This is a genomic window from Bacillus sp. BS3(2021) (assembly GCF_021043345.1).
In the GTDB taxonomy this organism is placed as follows: Bacteria; Bacillota; Bacilli; order Bacillales; family Bacillaceae; genus Bacillus; species Bacillus paralicheniformis.
The window spans coordinates 420,959-439,343 of the sequence record NZ_JAJNDM010000001.1 but is presented as its reverse complement, the minus strand read 5'-3'; the positions used below and the strand labels follow the sequence as shown (position 1 = coordinate 439,343).

The window sequence follows — 18,385 nt, the reverse complement described above, 5'->3', positions numbered from 1 at the left end:
CCCCATTTTTATTATTTTGGGAAATTGTCATATTTCATGACATATCTTAAATGATGGAATCGATACCATAACAACTCTTTTTTTCAGGAAGTGACTTTATGCCTACGATTGACGAAATTGCAAAATTAAGTAATGTGTCAAAAACAACTGTTTCAAGAGTACTGAACGACCATCCTTATGTATCTGAAGAAAAAAGGAAGCGTGTTTTGGAAGTCATCGAAAAATTGGACTACATTCCGAACACCTCTGCACGAAAGCTCAGATCCAACAAAACGATGTTTCTCGCAGTGTCTGTCCCTCACGCGGACCATCCATTCTTCGCGCAGCTCATGAAGCATGTGTCCGCTGAAGCGCTGAAACACCAATACAAAGTCATTGTGTTTCAGACGTTTTATCAAAAGCAGAATGAACTGAAAGTACTGGAGCTGCTCAAGAGGAAAGAAGTCGACGGGCTTATGTTATGCAGCCTTGAAAATGAGTGGGAAGACATCAAAAAATACGTCAAATACGGTCCTGTAGTCTTGGCAAATGAATTCCACGCCGAAGCGGACGTGCCGGTGATCTGCTATGACGAATTCGAAGCCGGATATAAAGGAACGGAGCTTTTTATTCAAAAAGGGCATCATTTAATGGCCTTCTGCTGTGACACGATACACAGCAAGGCCCAGATTATGAGAAAAGAAGGGTTTATGAAAGCATTGTCTGATGCGGGTTTACATTTCCAGGAGAAGTGGATGTTCAGCCACGCATTTACCATTCATGACGGCTTCCGTATTATGGACCAGATCCACAACATGTCCGAAAAGCCGACCGCCATTTTTACGGGAAACGACCAAGTGGCCGCAGGAATTATTAAAAGGGCCCGCTATTATCAATATGAAGTGCCAAAGCAGCTTGCAGTGCTTGGATATGATAATCAATCGATCTGTGAGGTGACCGATCCGGAAATCACGACAATCGATATACCTGTTGAAGAGCTGGCTCAAAAAGCCGTATGTGCAATGGTAAACCACCTAAATGGGGAAAGCGGATTACAGAGGGATGTCGTGACTCTGTCTCCTACATTAAAAATCAGACAATCTGTTTAGGGTATATATTAATCTTGAACTATTTTTTATTTTATTCAGATAAAATTTTTGTTAAAAAACGGTAAAGAAGGCCTTCTGAACGGTCATGGCTGTGGTTGCTGTTTTTTAACAAAAAAGACCGCCGGGAATTTGAACTGCCCCTCTTTTGTTAGACACACTTAACAATTGGAGGTGCAGTTTTTAAAATTTACAGTTGAGGAAATTCGCACAGTGTCTTTCATGGGTGGATTCGCAATACCGATATCATGGAGAAGACGCGTCTAAAAAGCCTATACAAGCTATTCTGCCGAAGATAAACCAAAAGGTACTTCACTCGAAAATGGGACATCTATCCGTGAAACAGCTTGAAACCGGAGGAATAGGTACCCTAAAAAGCGGCGTTTACCTATGAAGAAGGATCAGACGAAGGGACCCAAGCGGAAATTGAACGCCTGCGGATGGAGAATGCCTGCTTAAAAAAGTTGAAAGCCTTAGTTCAAAACAACGAAACATCACACAAAGCATGTCCCGTAAAGGCAACTGTCACGACAATGCGGTGGCGGAAAGCTTCTTTTAGCATTTTAAAATCAGAATTCATTTATTTTAAAGAATTTGGAGCGTCGAACATTTCAAAAAAGGACCCGCATAGTATATTGATTCTCTACAATCACAAACGGATCAAGATCAAATTAAAAGGCATGAAACCTGGTACTATACCGGAATCATGCCAGTCAAACTGCTTCATGAGATTTTAACTTTTTAGGGTCGCTTCATTTCCGGCGGTTTCCTTAACGATGTTGCTCAATTACCGCGCAGACGATGCGGTCTTTTCCATTAAGATCCTTTTTCACCCGTACGTCAGCATCAGGAAAGAACCGGTGAAACATGTCTTTGACGGCATTCCCCTGAGTCCAGCCGATTTCAAACACCACCAGTGCCTGATCTGCGATGACAAATGGAATTTCTTTCATGAAACGCTTATAAAACTGCAATCCGTCAGCACCGTCCGTCAAAGCCCCGGCGGGTTCATGAAGACGTACGACATCTGACAGCGTCTTCATGTCTTCCTCAGATATATAAGGTGGATTTGAAACGATGACATCAGCTTTCTTCTGTCGCTTGATAAGCGGCTCAAGCAAATCGCCGCCGATAAAATCCACTTTCGCCCCAAGCCGGTCAGCGTTGTGTCTTGCCGTGCTTAAAGCTTGTTCCGAAATATCCGTCGCCGTGACGGAAAAACGCGGGCTCTCAAGCGCAAGAGTCACCGCAATCGCCCCGCTTCCTGTACCGATATCGACGGCTTTAAGGCGATCTGTTCCGTGAAAAACTCTTTCCGCTTCAGAAAGAACAGCTTCAACGACTTCCTCTGTTTCAGGACGCGGAATCAAAACGTGTTCATTTACGGAAAATTCCCGTCCGTAAAAGGATTCTTTTCCGGTGATATATTGAACAGGCAATCCTTGATGATGAAGCTCGACAGATTTTTTAAACCGCGAAAAATCAGACTCTGATATGACATCATGGAAGCTTGCCAACAGTTTGCTGCGGTCGATGTTCAGCTGATCTGTCAGCAAAATTTCCGCGGCATTCCGGTCTCTTCCCGCTTCGGCCAAATAAGAAGAAGCCCATTTAAGGGCTTCAAATACCGTCTTCATCTCAGCTTTCCGCCTCTTGCAGCTTGCTTGCCTGGTCTTCTACGATCAGCGCGTCGATGACTTCGTCAAGCTTGCCTTCAAGGATCTGGTCGAGCTTTTGGATCGTCAAGCCGATCCGGTGATCAGTGACGCGGTTTTGCGGAAAGTTATACGTGCGGATGCGCTCTGAACGGTCCCCTGTTCCGACTGCGGATTTTCGGTTTTGATCATATTCAGCCTGAGCTTCCTGCTGAAATTTATCGTAAATTCGCGCGCGCAGAACTTTCATCGCTTTTTCTTTGTTTTTGATCTGAGATTTCTCATCTTGGCAAGACACGACAACACCTGTCGGAAGGTGGGTCAGACGGACGGCTGACATCGTCGTATTGACGCTTTGCCCTCCCGGACCGCTCGACGCGAAGGTGTCGACACGGATGTCTTTTTCATGAATATCCACTTCTACCTCTTCAGCCTCAGGAAGACAGGCTACCGTTGCCGTGGATGTATGGATGCGCCCGCCTGATTCGGTCTCTGGAACGCGCTGTACGCGGTGTGCGCCGTTCTCATACTTCAGCCTTGAGTATGCGCCGTTCCCATTGATCATAAAAATGATCTCTTTATATCCGCCTGTGCCTGTCATATTCGCTTCCATCACTTCTGTTTTCCAGCCTTGGAGCTCTGCGTAGCGGCTGTACATGCGGTACAGGTTTCCGGCAAACAAAGCAGCCTCTTCTCCGCCCGCTGCGCCGCGGATTTCCATGATAACGTTTTTGTCATCGTTCGGATCTTTCGGGATCAGCAATACCTTCAGCTGGTCTGTGAGCGACTCGATTTCTTCCTGCAGTTCGGAAATTTCCTCTTTAACCATCTCGCGCATATCGGAGTCCAGCTTTTCCTCAAGCATCGCTTTGGCATCGCTCAGCTGTTCCGACGCGCTCCGATAACGTCTGTATACTTCAACTGTTTCCTGTAAATCAGATTGTTCTTTCGAATATTCTCTAAGCTTCTTCGGATCGTTGACAACTTCCGGATCGCTTAATAGTTCATTTAATTTTTCGTACCGGTCCTCTATCGATTTTAAACGGTCTAACACGCTATTCACCTCTGTTTGCTGTGCGTAACATTCTAATTATAGTACAGGGACTCCTCCCCGTCAAAACAACTTCGCCGTTATCGGCAGCTGCCGCATCTTTTTTGCTATACTTTTAAGAAAAAAGGAGCTTAACTCAATGCTGGAATCGATTCATCACATCGCTATCATATGCTCGGATTATGAAGCATCCAAAACATTCTATGTCGACAAGCTCGGACTTGAGATTCTGAGCGAAACGTACAGAAAGGACCGGGATTCTTATAAACTGGATCTCTCATTAAACGGCCGCTATGTCATCGAGCTGTTTTCTTTTCCAGATCCGCCCGAGCGCCTTACCAGACCAGAAGCTGCCGGGCTCCGCCATTTGGCTTTCACAGTGGCCGATCTTGATCAGACCGTCAAGGAGCTCAAGCAAAAAGGCATCATTGCCGAACCGGTTCGCACCGATCCCGGAACAGGCAAGCGCTATACGTTCTTCTCCGATCCGGACGGCCTGCCTTTAGAGCTTTACGAGGCATAGCAACGCCTTCGCCATCTGTGGAAAAACCGCTTTCTTTGCCGAATCCCTTCTTCTTTTGTCTAACAGGAAGGAAGCTTTTCATTCAGGTCGAATACCCTTTTTAATGAACAATTACAGGTTAAAAGGAGGTATCATATGAATACTGCTGATGCGGCAAATGAACTCGGGGTATCAACCAAAACGGTGCAGCGCTGGGTCAAGCAGCTGCAACTGCCCGCTTCCCGAAATGAGCTTGGCCACTACTTTTTCACGAAAGACGATATCGCCATTTTAAAAGAAGTAAAAGAGCAGTTAAAAAACGGTACGCCTATGCAGGATGTCACAGTCAAACGCCCGAAAAAAACCTTCCTCATCAAAAAAAACGAAATGGTTCAAACGGAAGAGCCGGCACCCCAGTTGAATGAGCGGCTCGAAGAAAGGCTGCAGCGTTTTTTAGAGCACGAACAGCTTGAACGCGAGCTGCTCCAAAAGAAAATCGCCGAGCTGGAAAGAAAGCTTGAACAAAAAGCGGACGATGTCGTCTCCTATCAACTTCTGCAGCAAAGGCGCGAACTGGAAGAAGAACGGCAGCAGATCAAACATCTCGAACAGAAAATCAGTGAATTGGAAAGCATGAACCGCCACGAAAAAGATACAGCCGGCAGAAGAGAAGAAAAAAAACCGAAAAGCAAATTGAAATCGATCTTCTCTTTTTAAAGCGCAAAAAAGCTTGCAAGGCCATAAAACGGCTTCTTGCAAGCTTTTTCATTATGCTGTAATGGCAATCAATATCGGCAGTGAAATAATTGACAGCACCGCACTGATCACAAACGCGGATGCCGTTTCTGCTTCCTGGCTTTCAAAGTTTGTAGCAATCATAGCCGCCACGGCAGATCCAGGGAATGCCACAAGCAGAACCGCTTTTGTCATGTCGGCGGAAGAAAGGCCCACGACCATCGCGATCACAAACATTAAAGCAGGTTGAGCAGCGACTTTTAATAAAGCGATGCTCAAAGCAGGCATGCTGAATTTGATTTTACGGATTCCGACAGTCACCCCGACTGCGAAAAGAGCGATACCTGAAGTCGTATTTCCGAGCATATCAAGCATTTTCTGCGGCAATTCAGGAATTTGCAGACCGAATAATACAAGAATGATACTTGCAAGCGGTGCAAAAGCGAGCGGTTCAGACAAACCATGTAAAATTGATTTTCCTGTCACCTTCCAAATGCTGTCTGTCGTTTCCGCTTGTTTTTTAGAAGAACGGCCGACAGTTCCGACGATGATCGCAAGAGGATCAAGCATCGCATTCACGACAATTCCCGTAATCGCGATCGGAATCGCAACTTCCTGCATGCCGAACAGGCTGCCCAATACCGGAATTCCCATAAAGGCGAATGTCGGCTGAGCTGAGTTTAATGAGAACATTGAAGCATCTGTTAAATCGTACTTAAATAAAAATCGTAAAAGAAGCAAAATAATTACGTAAAATCCAACGATACCGATGACCAGTGAAATCATCAGCGGAATCTGGCTGTAAAACTTATCTTTTGGCGTTGACAAAATGCTTGAAACAAAGTGGGCCGGAAGCGCGTATTTCGTAACGAGCGTACTTACCCCTTTTGCAGATTTAGCATCATAGCTTCCAAAGTGACCCGCGAACCATCCCAGCGCAATAACAAAAAATATTGGCGCAAGGAGGATTAAAATATTTAAAAAGTCCAAGACTGTTTCCTCCTCTATGTTGTCCCTTTCAGGGACGAATTAACGGCGGCTGATAAACGCAGTCGCCCTGTTACACAGCCGTCGATCCCATTTTTCATCTTTGATTGGTGCAGCCCGGTGACAAAATATCCGGACCCGGGCTGCTGTTTCTTTTTATCGTTTCCTCAGTATTGAATATTAGTCGCGTTTTGCAACAATTGTTTGATATTCCGGACGCCACATGGCTTCGCGAACCGCCTTTTCGACATCTTCAGGCTGAACTTGGGCCACGCCGTCTTTAATGGCAGCTTTCACAACATCAATTGCCACTTGAACGGATACGTCTTGCAGGTCGTCAATTTTCGGCAGCAGGCCTGCACCCGGTTTTTCATGGTCAACCATGTTCGCGACCGCGTTTGCAGATGCTGCAAACATGCCGTTTGTGATGACTTTCGCCTTCGAAACGATTGTTCCCAGGCCTAATCCAGGGAATACGAAAGCATTATTGGATTGTCCGATTTCGTGTTTCACGCCATTGTACTCAACAGCTTCAAACGGGCTTCCCGTCGCCACAAGCGCTTTTCCGTCCGTCCATTTGAACAAGTCTTCAGGAACAGCTTCAGCCAAATGTGTCGGATTGGACATCGGCAGAATCACCGGACGTTCAGTATGAGCCGCCATCTCTTTGATAATTTCTTCAGTGAAGGCGCCGGCAACACCTGATGTACCAATCAGAATGGTAGGCTTCACTTGACGGATGACTTCCTCAAAGGAAATCTCTCCCTTTTCATTGCGTTTCCATTCTTTCACTTCTTCGGTATCGCGCAAATACGGTTCTTGGAAATCCAAAATTTGATCCATGCCTGTCGTTAATAATCCTCTGTAGTCGACTGTCCAGAATGCGCGGCTGGCTTCTTCTTCTGAAAGCCCTTCAAGCACCATGGTGTCACGGATTTGGTCAGCAATTCCGATACCCGCAGAACCAGGTCCGAAGATGACGACGCGGTGGTCTTTCAAAGACGTGCCGGTCTTTTTAACAGCTGCTAAAATCGCTGCCAGCGTGATAGCTCCTGTTCCTTGGATATCATCGTTAAATGTCGAAATTTTATGGTTATATTTACTCATAATATTGCGAGCGTTTTTATTTCCGAAATCTTCCCAGTGAAGAAGCGCATTAGGGAAAAACTTCAATGCTGTTTCGACATAAGCGTCGATAAATTGTTCGTAACGCTCACCTTCTACACGCGGATGACGGTTTCCGATATAAAGCGGATCGTTTAGCAGTTTTTCATTATTCGTTCCGACATCCAGTACGACTGGGATGACGCGGCTCGGATCGATTCCTGCTGCCGCCGTATATACTGCAAGCTTACCAATTGCAATGTTGATGCCTCCGACGCCCCAGTCGCCGATGCCCAAGATGCTTTCGGAATCGGTCGCAACGATCAAATCGATGTCATCAGCAGACGCCTGCAGGTTTTTAAACGCCGTTTCGATTCCGTCTATATCATCGATTGACAAGTAAACACCGTGCGGTCTGCGGTATTCGTGGCTGTATTCCTGAATCGCTTCACCGACAGTTGGCGTATAGACAACCGGAAGCATTTCACGCAGATGGTTTTGCAATAATTTATAGAAAAGCACTTCGTTTCTGTTTTGCAGATCGTTCAAATATACATTTTGACGAAGTCTGTCAGGTTGACGGGAAAATTGTTCATAAGCCCGTTCCGCCTGCTGATCAAGGCTGAGAACAGTCGGCGGCAGAAGCCCTTCAAGACCAAGGTTCTTTCTTTCTTCAAGCGAAAATGCAACACCTTTATTAAGCGTCGGAATGGAAAGAACGTCTTTTCCCCGCAAAGAAGTCTCCAAATATCCTTCCTTCGTTCTTCTCATGTTGTTCACACTAATTACCTTCTTTCTTAAAATATTAATGAAGTGAAATAAATACGGTAAACAATATAGAACATTTGCCTTTTTTACACATGTAGATTGTCAAATATGTAACGCGCGTTTTTGACAAAAAACTGAACATTTCTTAAAACCTATTTACTTTTTACTGACTACAGTAAGTCATTTTATGCCTGACTTTGTCAAAATTCAAGCGATGAAAATTAGTTAATTTTTTCGTATTCTTAATTAAGTTTTTTAATTACATTAATTCCTATAAAAAGGATTCAATAAAAAAAACACTTGTTTTTACCAAGTGTTTTTTGCGTGAAAATCTATGTGTTTGTCCGATTTCATTTTGGCTTTCCAGGCACTTCATGATGGTGGCGGCAGCGTGCTTCATATGCTTCGGAAGCCCCCACCAAAATGACCGGATCGTCATAAGAAGCAGGTTTTCCATTGATCAGCCTCTGCGTACGGCTGGCCGGAGATCCGCAGACAGAGCACACCGCTTGCAGCTTCGTCACCGTTTCCGCTAAAGCCATAAGATCTGGCACGACACCGAAAGGCTCGCCCCGGAAGTCCAAATCAAGACCTGCTGCAATCACACGGTAGCCCTGATCAGCCAGAGAAGTTAACGTGCCGACAATCGTTTCGTCAAAAAACTGGACTTCATCGACGCCGATGACATCCGTTTCTTTGCTTATGTATTGAAAAATTTCTTCCGGAGATGCGATGGCATGGCAAACAATGGATGTCCCATTATGCGAAACAACCGATTCACTGCTGTAGCGATTATCAATGGCTGGTTTAAACACTTTGACTTCCTGTCTCGCAAACGTTGCCCTTTTGATCCGGCGGATAAGCTCCTCTGACTTGCCCGAAAACATGCTTCCGCATATGAGCTCAAGCCATCCGCTTTGCTTCATGATGTACATCCGACTAACTCCTCTCCAGCGATTATTGCAAGTAAAAAAACAGGCAAGAAAAATCCTGCCTGTTTATCATATCTATTATTACTTAAGACCGTATTTTTTGTTAAAGCGATCAACACGACCATCAGCAGAAGCGAATTTTTGGCGGCCAGTGTAGAACGGATGGCATTCAGAACAAATCTCAACGCGTACCTCTTCTTTTACTGAACCTGTTTCAAATTCGTTTCCACAAGCGCATTTGACTGTTGCTTTTTTGAACTCAGGATGAATTCCTGCTTTCATATCTGTCATCTCCTTCCGCCCTGAATCCAATTCGGAAACAGAGTTATTATTCCGGGACAAAACCTCCGGAACGCACATGATAGAATTATAACAGCGATTCGGACGTTTTGCAAACTAAAGTTTTAAATCAGCGCCTTGCCGCCGACATATTCGCTTGCTTCCATTCCTGGATCAGAATATCGAAAAACTCCTGATTCGTTTTCGTCTTTTTCATTTTTCTCATAAATTTCTCGACGAAATCAGGCGTGTCAGACATCGTTTTCCGGATGGACCACAGACGGTCAAGGTGCTCTTTCGGAACGAGAAGCTCTTCTTTACGCGTACCCGAACGGCGAATATCAATGGCAGGAAAGATTCTTCTTTCCGCAAGAGAACGGTCAAGATGAAGCTCCATGTTCCCTGTCCCTTTAAATTCTTCATAAATGACGTCATCCATCCGCGAGCCCGTGTCGACAAGCGCGGTCGCCAAGATCGTTAAGCTGCCGCCCTCTTCGATGTTGCGGGCTGCTCCAAAGAAACGCTTTGGACGGTGGAAAGCGCCGGGATCGATTCCCCCTGACAACGTTCGGCCGCTCGGTGGAATGACTAGGTTATAAGCGCGGGCAAGCCTTGTAATGCTGTCCATTAAAATGATGACGTCCTTTTTATGTTCGACAAGCCTCATCGCACGTTCCAAAACAAGCTCGGCCACCTTGATGTGGTTTTCAGGCACTTCGTCAAACGTGGAGCTGACGACGTCTCCTGCAACCGAACGTTCGATATCAGTCACTTCCTCAGGCCTTTCATCGATAAGAAGCACGATCAGCTCCGCCTCCGGATGGTTGGTTGTGATGCTGTTCGCGATCTCTTTCAAAAGCATGGTTTTACCTGCTTTAGGCGGAGCGACGATCAGACCGCGCTGTCCAAATCCGACCGGCGCCATCATGTCCATGATCCGTGTTGACAGGTGATTCGGTTTCGTTTCAAGCACCATCTGGCGGTCTGGATAAAGAGGCGTTAACGCTGGAAAGTGCACGCGCTCTTTTGCCGATTCAGGATCGTCGCCGTTAACCGCTTCAACATGCAGAAGGCCGTAATACCGTTCGTTTTCTTTTGGAGGACGGACCTTTCCGGACACTTTGTCACCGTTTCTCAAATCAAAACGGCGGATTTGCGAAGCGGAAATATAGATATCCTCTGAACTAGGGGAGTAATTGATCGGTCTGAGAAAGCCGAACCCTTCAGACTGGATGATTTCCAATACGCCTTCCATGAACAGCAGATCTTCCTGTTCGGCGTTCGCTTTCAGAATGGCAAAAATCAGTTCCTTTTTTGTCAGTTTGCTGTAATAAGAGACTTTATAATGCCTTGCAAGCTCATACAGCTCTTTTAATTTCATATTTTCCAAAGATGAAATGGATACATCTTTCACTAAGAACACCACTCTTTTCTAATCGAATAATTTACTTTGTCTCATCAATTTCATGAAAGACGCTTGATTATACTGCCGATTCGTTTACCGGCAACGCTTCTACCCATATATATCGACGTATTGAAAAGGATTATAAGTATGAGTCGAGAAAGAAGCGAGGACTTAACAAGAGAAGATAATCGCATATCTGATAGATGCGGCAGGATTTTGGCTCTCTAAGAACCAACATGTGCAGAAAATTTCGCAGCACTCTTTAGTTTTACCCCATTTGTCGTACATATTCAACTTCATTTACGATTTGACATGAAATTGATAGAGATGACCCTGTTTTGAAAATGCCTTGACATAAAGAAGAAAAGCCGTTAGCTATTGTATCAGAGTATGAACCTTGATTCAATTCGTGAAGTGAAATACAAGGGAAAAGCGGGTCATCTATATCCCCGCTTTTTCTTATGGCCGGATGACCAGGTTAGGTTTTTTCTTGAGACTGTGTCTTCCGTCCACAAACCGCACCGTACCGGATTTCGCTCTCATGACTATACTGTGGGTCGTTCCAACAGATCCTTTGAATTGCACGCCTTTCAAGAGCTCTCCGTCTGTGACACCGGTTGCAGCAAAAATCGCGTCGTCTCCTTTGACGAGGTCTTCCATGCGGAGCACTTTGCCCGTATCAAGCCCCATCTTTTCACAGCGTCTCAGTTCTTCTTCGTTTTGAGGAAGAAGCTTTCCGTGAATTTCTCCTCCGAGAGCTTTGAGTGCGACAGCAGACAAGACGCCTTCCGGAGCTCCTCCTGAGCCGAATAAAATATCGACGCCTGTATGATCAAAAGCGGTGTTAATGGCACCGGCCACGTCCCCGTCGTTGATCAGCTTGATTCGGGCGCCTGCTTCGCGAAGCTCATGGATGATTTTCTCGTGCCGCGAACGGTTCAAAATCGTGGCTACGACATCTTCTACATCTTTATTTTTTGCTTTTGCCACAGCTTTTAAGTTATCAATCACAGGCGCTTCAATATCGATGCAGCCGACAGCTTCAGGACCTACAGCGATTTTATCCATATACATGTCAGGCGCATTCAGCAAGTTTCCGTGATCAGCCACAGCAATGACTGCGAGTGCGTTCCATCCGCCGCTTGCGACGATGTTCGTCCCTTCGAGAGGATCTACTGCTACGTCTACGCGAGGGCCGTAGCCGTTGCCGAGCTTTTCTCCAATATAAAGCATCGGCGCTTCGTCCATTTCCCCTTCTCCGATTACGACCGTTCCCTTCATAGGAATGGTGTCAAATACATCCCTCATGGCGCTTGTCGCAGCGTCGTCGGCCTCGTCCTTTTTACCTCTACCCATCCAGCGCGCTGACTTAAGCGCAGCCGCTTCTGTCACACGCACCAGTTCCATCGATAAGCTTCTTTCCATTCCTATCTAATCTCCCCTCACCCGTATGAAATCGTTTTATGTTTGATCTATCACAGCATTTGTCCATCAGGAATTTTGCAGCTGTTCAATTTCCTGGTCTGTCAATTTTTCGCGCCAGACAGTGGCCCCAAGCTTTGCCAGCTTTTCTTCAAGCTGGCTGTAGCCTCTGTCAAGGTGCTCCAAACCGGTGATTTCCGTGACTCCTTCCGCCATTAGACCCGCAACAACGAGACACGCTCCCGCCCGCAGATCGCTCGCTTTCACCTTGGCGCCCTGCAGAGGAACGGGACCGGTAATAATCGCCGATCTGCCTTCGACCTTCATCGACGCGCCCATGCGCCTCAGCTCGTCAATATGTTTGAAGCGGGCGGAATAAATGGTGTCAGTGACGACGCTCGTCCCGTTTGCCTTCGTTAAGAGCGATGTCATCGGCTGCTGCAGATCTGTCGGAAAACCGGGGTATACGAGCGTTTTTAAATCGACGGGTTTCAGCTCTTTCTGTCCGCCGACCATTAAAATCTGCTCGCTGCTTTCTTCGATTCGAACTCCCATTTCGCGGAGCTTGGCGATTAACGATTCCAAATGCGTCGGAATCACATTATCAATCAGCACTTCTTGTCCCATGGAAGCAGCTGCGATCATGAAAGTGCCGGCTTCGATCCGGTCCGGAATAATCGAGTGTCTGCACCCGTGAAGCGACTCAACGCCTTCGATGCGAATGACATCCGTACCGGCACCTTTTATTTTTGCTCCCATGCTCGTTAAAAGGGTCGCAACATCGATAATCTCAGGTTCTTTCGCAGCATTTTCAATTACGGTTCTGCCTTTGGCAAGCACGGCGGCAAGCATGATGTTGATCGTTGCTCCAACACTGACGACATCAAGATAAATGCGCGCGCCTTTTAATTCCTCCGCACGCAGATAGATCGCACCCTGTTCGTTCGTCACTTCGGCTCCGAGCGCCTCGAAACCTTTGATATGCTGATCAATCGGTCTCGGACCGAGGTGGCAGCCGCCTGGAAGGCCGATGACCGCTTTCTTAAAGCGTCCGAGCATCGCGCCCATTAAGTAATAAGAAGCCCGAAGCTGTTTCACTTTTCCATTCGGCAAAGGCATGCTGATCATCGGCGCAGGATCAACGACCATTTCTCCCTTTTCAAAGTGAACGTTTCCGCCGATCTCTCTCAGCAGATCGCGCAGCGTCAAAATGTCTGAAATATGGGGAAGGCCTTCAAGCGTAACCGTCGAATCAGCCAAAATCGTCGCGGGTATGAGAGCGACAGCGCTGTTTTTCGCTCCGCTTATATGTACTGTGCCATTGAGAGGATCGCCGCCGGCTATATTTAACTTTTCCATGATCGTCTCCTTCCTTAAAGAAGATAGCTAATGGAGCGCTTCATAATGAGATTTCCTTCAGACTCAAAATAAATGGTTCATTTCAAAATCTATCCAATTAAAAGAGAAAGAATACAACACATTTTAAATTTATCGGGAAGAAAAGTAGCGAAGCAGACTGCGGCAAGGTTCTCTTCTGCAAAACATTCATTTCTCTTTGTAAGACAAAATGGTGACAAACGGAGGGAGCCCCTCCACTTGCCACCCACATGAAGCAATTATTTATTCCAGTCAGCTAAAAACTGTTCAATCCCTTTATCAGTCAGCGGGTGCTTTGTAAGCTGATGAATGACTTTGAGAGGCATCGTACCGATATGCGCTCCCCTTAGCGCGGCTTCAGTCACATGCTGCGCATGGCGGATGGACGCGGCGATGATTTGCGTGTCCAAACCGTGCACATCGAAAATTTGTTTAATTTCACTGATCAAATCGAGGCCGTTGTGGCCGATATCGTCAAGGCGTCCCAGGAACGGGGAAACATACGTAGCTCCTGCTCTTGCGGCAAGAAGCGCCTGGTTTGCGCTGAAGATCAGCGTGACGTTCGTTTTAATCCCGAGATCGGTTAATGCTTTAACAGCTTTCAGGCCGTCAGACGTCATCGGAATTTTCACCGTAATATTCGGCGCGATTTTCGCAAGCTCTTTTCCTTCTTCAATCATCTCTTCAGCCTTCAGAGAAATAACCTCGGCGCTGACTGACCCAGAAACCACTTCGGTAATTTCACGCAGACGGTCATGAAACGAAATGTTTTCTTTTGCTACTAAACTAGGATTTGTCGTAACTCCTGCAAGCACACCGAGAGCGTGTGCCTCTTTGATTTCGTCTAAATTTGCAGTATCAATAAAAAACAGCATATTGATAAAACCTCCTGTCATGAAAATGTCTGAACTGTGGAACATGTTTGCGCTTTCCGGATGATATGGATAAAACCGCCTGTCGCTATCAGGCGGCTTTTTTGACTGAACGGGAAGCAAAAGAGCCTCATGCCGTCAAAGGCATGTGTTAACAGCACTTCCCTAAAACATCAGAAAAACATCCTGTTCCCCCGGCTTTGCGGGAAAACAGATGCTTTTCCAATCGTCATTATGCTTTGTTTGAAGAACCAAATTCACGCATTTTGCCGATCACTGTTTCTTTGATAGCTTCGCGTGCAGGTCCGAGGTATTTGCGCGGATCATACTCTTCAGGCTTCGCAGCAAGCGTTTCGCGAACAGCTTTCGCAGAAGCGATTTGGTTTTCAGTGTTGACGTTGATTTTTGCCGTACCTAAAGAAATAGCTTTCTTGATGTCGGCAGTCGGAATGCCTGTACCGCCGTGAAGTACGAGCGGAAGACCAGTTGTGTTTCCGATTTCTTCCATTTCTTTGAATCCAAGGTTTGGTTCGCCTTTGTAAGGGCCGTGAACAGAACCTAATGCAGGTGCAAGGCAGTCGATTCCTGTGCGCTCAACAAGTTCTTGACACTCTTTAGGGTCCGCGTAGATGACGCCTTCAGCAATTACGTCGTCTTCCTGTCCGCCTACAGTTCCAAGCTCAGCTTCAACTGATACACCGTGGAAATGAGCAAGCTCAACAACTTTTGAAGTCGTCGCAACGTTCTCCTCGAAAGGATGGTGGGAAGCGTCGATCATAACGGAAGTGAATCCCGCATGAATCGCTTTTGCACAAGATTCAAAGCTTGAGCCGTGGTCTAAATGAATCGCAACAGGTACTGTTACGTTGTATTCTTCCATCAGCGCTTTAACCATTGCCACAACGGTTTTAAATCCGCCCATATAGCGTCCTGCACCTTCTGATACACCGAGGATAACAGGAGATTTCTCTTCTTCAGCGGCTTGTAAAATCGCTTGAGTGAACTCAAGGTTATTTAAGTTAAATTGTCCGACAGCATATCCGTTTTCTTTTGCTTTATTCAACATTTCCGTCATTGATACTAAAGGCATGTCGAAAGTCCTCCTTATGTAGCCTGATTTGCTTTTGCGAAAAAAGCCTCCACACCTACCTAGCATGACCAGAAAAATCCGCCATATGTAAAATGTTTTGGTTTTTTAAAAACGTTAGATAGCTTTTCTCTACTTATATAGAATAACAATTAATCAACAAATCGGCAACATTGTGACTGTGACAACATCAAAAACTTTTCAGCTATCCGTTTGACTTTATAGGCAGATAGGTTTTAACGGCATCGCGAATTTCGTCGATGTCAAAAGGCTTCGCAAAGTGCGTCAGGGCTCCGAGCTCCTTCGATTCCTGGATCATGTCGAGCTCTCCGTAGGCCGTCATAATGATGACCCGGATCCCCTCGTCAATGACCTTCATCCTTTTCAAAATTTCAATTCCGTCCATGCCGGGGATTTTCATATCGAGCAAAACGAGGTCGGGGCGCTGGTTTTTCACAATGTCAAGCGCTTGAATCCCGTTCGCAGCCTGGAAGGTTTTGTATCCTTCTTTATTGAAAACTTCATTCAGCAGAACCCGAATCCCGTACTGGTCGTCTCCGATTAAAATCTTCTCATTCATGATTTACACCTCTATATTTATAATTTTCGCCAAAATTAAGCAGTAGTTTATCTATTCTGTTTTGTTTTTCTCTTTTCCTTTAATTAAAATATTTAAGTTTGCGACATATTTAGAGGATTTTTCCCATTATTCTCTTTTGTTATATAATGATAGTCAGTAAAAAAGGAGGAGTCAGCTTGCTTAAAATTTTCACCACTCAATTGACGGGAATCTTCAACCGGATTCAAGAGGGCGAGGCCCAATCGATAGAGGACGGCGCCCGCTTGTTGGCTCAGGCGGTCATCAGTGATCATTCGGTTTATGTATACGGAAAAAATGAATTGGAAGGCATTTTGAAAGAAGCGATGTACAGTTCTGAACCGTTCCCCTCAGTCAAAGTGCTGCCGAAGAACGAAGAAAACTGGCCCGATTTTGAAATGACGGACAAAGTGCTGATGTTCTGCGCCGGTTCAGCGGATTGCGAAGAGCTGAAAATGGCGGAAAAACTGTATGAAAGAGGAATCGGACTTGTTGTCGTCTCCCCTTCGGGAAAAGACGGCGCCCCGATCGAATCATTCGCCGATGTCCATATCGATTCAAAGCTGAGAATGCCGCTTCTTCCCGATGAAGACGGAACAAGGTTCGGATTTCCGTCCCTGATGGTCAGCCTCTACATTTATCATGCCCTATCCTTTACATTAAAGGAAATTCTTCAGGAATACCAATAAAACAGGGTTGCCTAAAGGAAATTAATGACGGTGGGGCCGGCCTTAATGAATATAGTACCAGTTCGGGCCGCCATTATCACCAGAAAAATCCAAAAAAGGCCTGCCGGCGTGATGTGCCGGCAGGCCTTTTTCTTTTTTACAGCTTTTCCGAAGTCTTCAGCGAAGCATGTACGAAGTCTCTGAACAGAGCCTGAGGTCTTGTCGGTCTTGACGTGAATTCAGGGTGGAACTGAGACGCGACAAACCATGGATGATCTTTAAGCTCGATAATCTCCACGAGACGGCCGTCAGGGCTTGTCCCGGAAAATACAAATCCGGCTTCTTCCATCTGCTGTCTGAATTCGTTGTTGAATTCATAGCGGTGGCGGTGGCGTTCATAGACCACTTCATTTTCATATGCCTGATACGCTTTCGACCCTTCTTGAAGCTTGCACGGATAAAGTCCGAGACGCAGTGTTCCGCCAAGGTCTTCAATGTCCTTTTGTTCAGGGAGAAGGTCGATAATCGGATACGGTGTGGAAGGATCGATTTCGGCTGAGTGCGCTCCTTCAAGACCGAGCACATTTCTTGCGTATTCAATCGATGCCACCTGCATTCCGAGGCAAATGCCGAAGAACGGAATCTTTTGTTCGCGGGCATATTTGACTGTCGTGATTTTCCCTTCAACACCGCGGTCTCCGAATCCGCCCGGCACAAGAATACCATCCGCATTCTGAACAAGATCGGCAACGTTGTCTTCCGTCACTTCTTCCGCATTGATCCATTTAACCTGAATGTCTGCGTCAAACGCATAACCCGCATGGCGAAGCGATTCCACAACTGAAATGTAGGCATCCGGGAGCTCGACGTATTTACCAACCAAAGCGATTGTCACCGTTTTGGACAGACTTTTCACCTTTTTGACAAGTTCTTTCCATTCTTCCATATCGGCTTCTCTACAATTCAGCTTCAAGTGGCTGCAGACTAAGCTGTCCAGCCCTTGTTTTTGCAGGTCGAGAGGAATGGAGTAGAGCGTATCCGCATCGCCGGCCTCGATGACGGCTTTAGGATCGATGTCGCAGAACAGCGCGATTTTATCTTTCATGTCCTGAGAAATCGGCATTTCTGTTCTCACGACGATGACATTTGGCTGAATGCCGAGGCTGCGCAGTTCTTTTACGCTGTGCTGAGTCGGCTTTGTTTTCATTTCTCCCGCCGCTTTAAGATATGGAACTAGCGTACAGTGAATGTACATCACATTGTCGCGGCCGACATCGCTCTTGATCTGGCGGATCGCTTCAAGAAACGGCAGCGATTCGATATCACCGACGGTTCCGCCGATTTCGGTGATCACGACATCAGCGCCCGTTTCTTTTCCGGCGCGGAATACGCGGTCTTTAATTTCATTTGTGATATGAGGTATAACCTGTACGGTACCGCCTAAATAATCGCCTCTGCGCTCTTTTTTCAGCACCGTGGAATAGATTTTTCCTGTTGTCACGTTGCTGTATTTATTTAAATTGATGTCGATGAAGCGCTCATAGTGGCCGAGGTCAAGATCCGTTTCCGCACCGTCGTCGGTTACGAACACTTCACCGTGCTGATACGGGCTCATTGTCCCCGGGTCTACGTTGATATACGGGTCAAATTTTTGAATGGTAACATTCAAACCTCTGTTCTTCAGCAGGCGGCCGAGCGAAGACGCCGTAATTCCTTTTCCAAGCGAGGATACAACTCCTCCGGTTACAAAGATATATTTTGTCATTTCTGTACCCCTCTCTTCGATTAACGCTTATTCCTTAAAATGCTCTTTTTATGAAAAATCATTTAGATCTTTTCTAAATGATTTAAATGATAA

The 18,385-nt window shown here is 46.1% G+C and carries 18 protein-coding genes; 5 read left to right on the top strand and 13 right to left on the bottom strand.

Annotated elements, in window-relative coordinates; genetic code table 11:
• Positions 1-98 precede the first annotated feature (98 nt).
• Positions 99-1,088 carry a LacI family DNA-binding transcriptional regulator gene (locus LQ247_RS02110; protein ID WP_020453276.1) on the top strand — a complete coding sequence of 330 codons (990 nt, stop codon included), beginning with the start codon at positions 99-101 and terminating at the stop codon, positions 1,086-1,088.
• Positions 1,089-1,645: 557 nt separating this feature from the next.
• Positions 1,646-1,822: an IS3 family transposase gene (locus LQ247_RS02105; protein ID WP_354265252.1), complete on the top strand. Its 177-nt coding sequence runs from the start codon at positions 1,646-1,648 to the stop codon at positions 1,820-1,822.
• Between the two features lie 33 nt (positions 1,823-1,855).
• Here the strand turns inward: LQ247_RS02105 and prmC are convergent, their stop codons facing one another.
• Together prmC and prfA are read right to left on the bottom strand one after the other, a co-directional pair.
• Complete coding sequence (prmC, locus tag LQ247_RS02100; protein WP_145625080.1) at positions 1,856-2,722, bottom strand: peptide chain release factor N(5)-glutamine methyltransferase; 867 nt, start codon at positions 2,720-2,722, stop codon at positions 1,856-1,858.
• Between the two features lies 1 nt (position 2,723).
• On the bottom strand, positions 2,724-3,794 hold the full coding sequence (gene prfA / locus LQ247_RS02095; protein WP_020453279.1) for a peptide chain release factor 1: 1,071 nt from the start codon (positions 3,792-3,794) through the stop codon (positions 2,724-2,726).
• A gap of 136 nt (positions 3,795-3,930) precedes the next feature.
• Here prfA and gloA2 point away from each other — a divergent pair, with 136 nt between their 5' ends.
• Together gloA2 and racA are read left to right on the top strand one after the other, a co-directional pair.
• The gene (gene gloA2, locus LQ247_RS02090; protein WP_020453280.1) at positions 3,931-4,314 is read left to right on the top strand and encodes an SMU1112c/YaeR family gloxylase I-like metalloprotein; all 384 of its coding nucleotides are present in this window, start codon (positions 3,931-3,933) and stop codon (positions 4,312-4,314) included.
• Positions 4,315-4,449: 135 nt separating this feature from the next.
• Positions 4,450-5,010 carry a chromosome-anchoring protein RacA gene (racA, locus tag LQ247_RS02085; RefSeq protein ID WP_020453281.1) on the top strand — a complete coding sequence of 187 codons (561 nt, stop codon included), beginning with the start codon at positions 4,450-4,452 and terminating at the stop codon, positions 5,008-5,010.
• 51 nt (positions 5,011-5,061) lie between these two features.
• Here the strand turns inward: racA and LQ247_RS02080 are convergent, their stop codons facing one another.
• The 10 genes from LQ247_RS02080 to LQ247_RS02035 form a co-directional block, all read right to left on the bottom strand.
• Positions 5,062-6,018, bottom strand: a complete 957-nt coding sequence (locus LQ247_RS02080) for an AEC family transporter (protein WP_020453282.1) — start codon at positions 6,016-6,018, stop codon at positions 5,062-5,064.
• Positions 6,019-6,195: 177 nt separating this feature from the next.
• A complete protein-coding gene (gene malS, locus LQ247_RS02075; RefSeq protein WP_023857066.1) occupies positions 6,196-7,899 on the bottom strand; it encodes an oxaloacetate-decarboxylating malate dehydrogenase in 1,704 nt (567 codons plus the stop codon).
• Between the two features lie 338 nt (positions 7,900-8,237).
• A complete protein-coding gene (locus LQ247_RS02070) occupies positions 8,238-8,822 on the bottom strand; it encodes a thymidine kinase (protein WP_026580247.1) in 585 nt (194 codons plus the stop codon).
• 78 nt (positions 8,823-8,900) lie between these two features.
• The gene (gene rpmE, locus LQ247_RS02065; protein WP_003186051.1) at positions 8,901-9,101 is read right to left on the bottom strand and encodes a 50S ribosomal protein L31; all 201 of its coding nucleotides are present in this window, start codon (positions 9,099-9,101) and stop codon (positions 8,901-8,903) included.
• Between the two features lie 127 nt (positions 9,102-9,228).
• Positions 9,229-10,512, bottom strand: coding sequence for a transcription termination factor Rho (gene rho / locus LQ247_RS02060; protein WP_003186053.1), 1,284 nt, complete (start codon positions 10,510-10,512; stop codon positions 9,229-9,231).
• A gap of 450 nt (positions 10,513-10,962) precedes the next feature.
• Positions 10,963-11,928, bottom strand: a complete 966-nt coding sequence (gene glpX, locus LQ247_RS02055; RefSeq protein ID WP_026580248.1) for a class II fructose-bisphosphatase — start codon at positions 11,926-11,928, stop codon at positions 10,963-10,965.
• A gap of 66 nt (positions 11,929-11,994) precedes the next feature.
• Positions 11,995-13,284, bottom strand: a complete 1,290-nt coding sequence (locus LQ247_RS02050) for a UDP-N-acetylglucosamine 1-carboxyvinyltransferase (protein ID WP_023857064.1) — start codon at positions 13,282-13,284, stop codon at positions 11,995-11,997.
• A 257-nt stretch (positions 13,285-13,541) separates the two neighbouring features.
• Positions 13,542-14,177 carry a fructose-6-phosphate aldolase gene (fsa, locus tag LQ247_RS02045; protein ID WP_020453287.1) on the bottom strand — a complete coding sequence of 212 codons (636 nt, stop codon included), beginning with the start codon at positions 14,175-14,177 and terminating at the stop codon, positions 13,542-13,544.
• Between the two features lie 229 nt (positions 14,178-14,406).
• The gene (locus LQ247_RS02040; RefSeq protein WP_020453288.1) at positions 14,407-15,264 is read right to left on the bottom strand and encodes a class II fructose-bisphosphate aldolase; all 858 of its coding nucleotides are present in this window, start codon (positions 15,262-15,264) and stop codon (positions 14,407-14,409) included.
• Between the two features lie 202 nt (positions 15,265-15,466).
• Entirely contained in the window at positions 15,467-15,844 is a 378-nt protein-coding gene (locus LQ247_RS02035; RefSeq protein WP_231005658.1) for a response regulator, read from the bottom strand.
• A 173-nt stretch (positions 15,845-16,017) separates the two neighbouring features.
• Here LQ247_RS02035 and LQ247_RS02030 point away from each other — a divergent pair, with 173 nt between their 5' ends.
• Entirely contained in the window at positions 16,018-16,548 is a 531-nt protein-coding gene (locus LQ247_RS02030) for a DUF2529 domain-containing protein (protein ID WP_026580249.1), read from the top strand.
• Between the two features lie 136 nt (positions 16,549-16,684).
• Here the strand turns inward: LQ247_RS02030 and LQ247_RS02025 are convergent, their stop codons facing one another.
• Positions 16,685-18,292, bottom strand: coding sequence for a CTP synthase (locus LQ247_RS02025; protein ID WP_103749415.1), 1,608 nt, complete (start codon positions 18,290-18,292; stop codon positions 16,685-16,687).
• Positions 18,293-18,385 lie beyond the last annotated feature (93 nt).

What these genes read in the sequence shown, in the direction of transcription:
- LQ247_RS02110 (WP_020453276.1), top strand. Translation starts at nt 99, where the DNA reads ATGCCTACGATTGACGAAATTGCAAAATTAAGTAATGTGTCAAAAACA.
- prmC (WP_145625080.1), bottom strand. Translation starts at nt 2,722, where the DNA reads ATGAAGACGGTATTTGAAGCCCTTAAATGGGCTTCTTCTTATTTGGCC.
- gloA2 (WP_020453280.1), top strand. Translation starts at nt 3,931, where the DNA reads ATGCTGGAATCGATTCATCACATCGCTATCATATGCTCGGATTATGAA.
- racA (WP_020453281.1), top strand. Translation starts at nt 4,450, where the DNA reads ATGAATACTGCTGATGCGGCAAATGAACTCGGGGTATCAACCAAAACG.
- LQ247_RS02070 (WP_026580247.1), bottom strand. Translation starts at nt 8,822, where the DNA reads ATGTACATCATGAAGCAAAGCGGATGGCTTGAGCTCATATGCGGAAGC.
- rpmE (WP_003186051.1), bottom strand. Translation starts at nt 9,101, where the DNA reads ATGAAAGCAGGAATTCATCCTGAGTTCAAAAAAGCAACAGTCAAATGC.
- glpX (WP_026580248.1), bottom strand. Translation starts at nt 11,928, where the DNA reads ATGGAAAGAAGCTTATCGATGGAACTGGTGCGTGTGACAGAAGCGGCT.
- LQ247_RS02050 (WP_023857064.1), bottom strand. Translation starts at nt 13,284, where the DNA reads ATGGAAAAGTTAAATATAGCCGGCGGCGATCCTCTCAATGGCACAGTA.
- fsa (WP_020453287.1), bottom strand. Translation starts at nt 14,177, where the DNA reads ATGCTGTTTTTTATTGATACTGCAAATTTAGACGAAATCAAAGAGGCA.
- LQ247_RS02040 (WP_020453288.1), bottom strand. Translation starts at nt 15,264, where the DNA reads ATGCCTTTAGTATCAATGACGGAAATGTTGAATAAAGCAAAAGAAAAC.
- LQ247_RS02025 (WP_103749415.1), bottom strand. Translation starts at nt 18,292, where the DNA reads ATGACAAAATATATCTTTGTAACCGGAGGAGTTGTATCCTCGCTTGGA.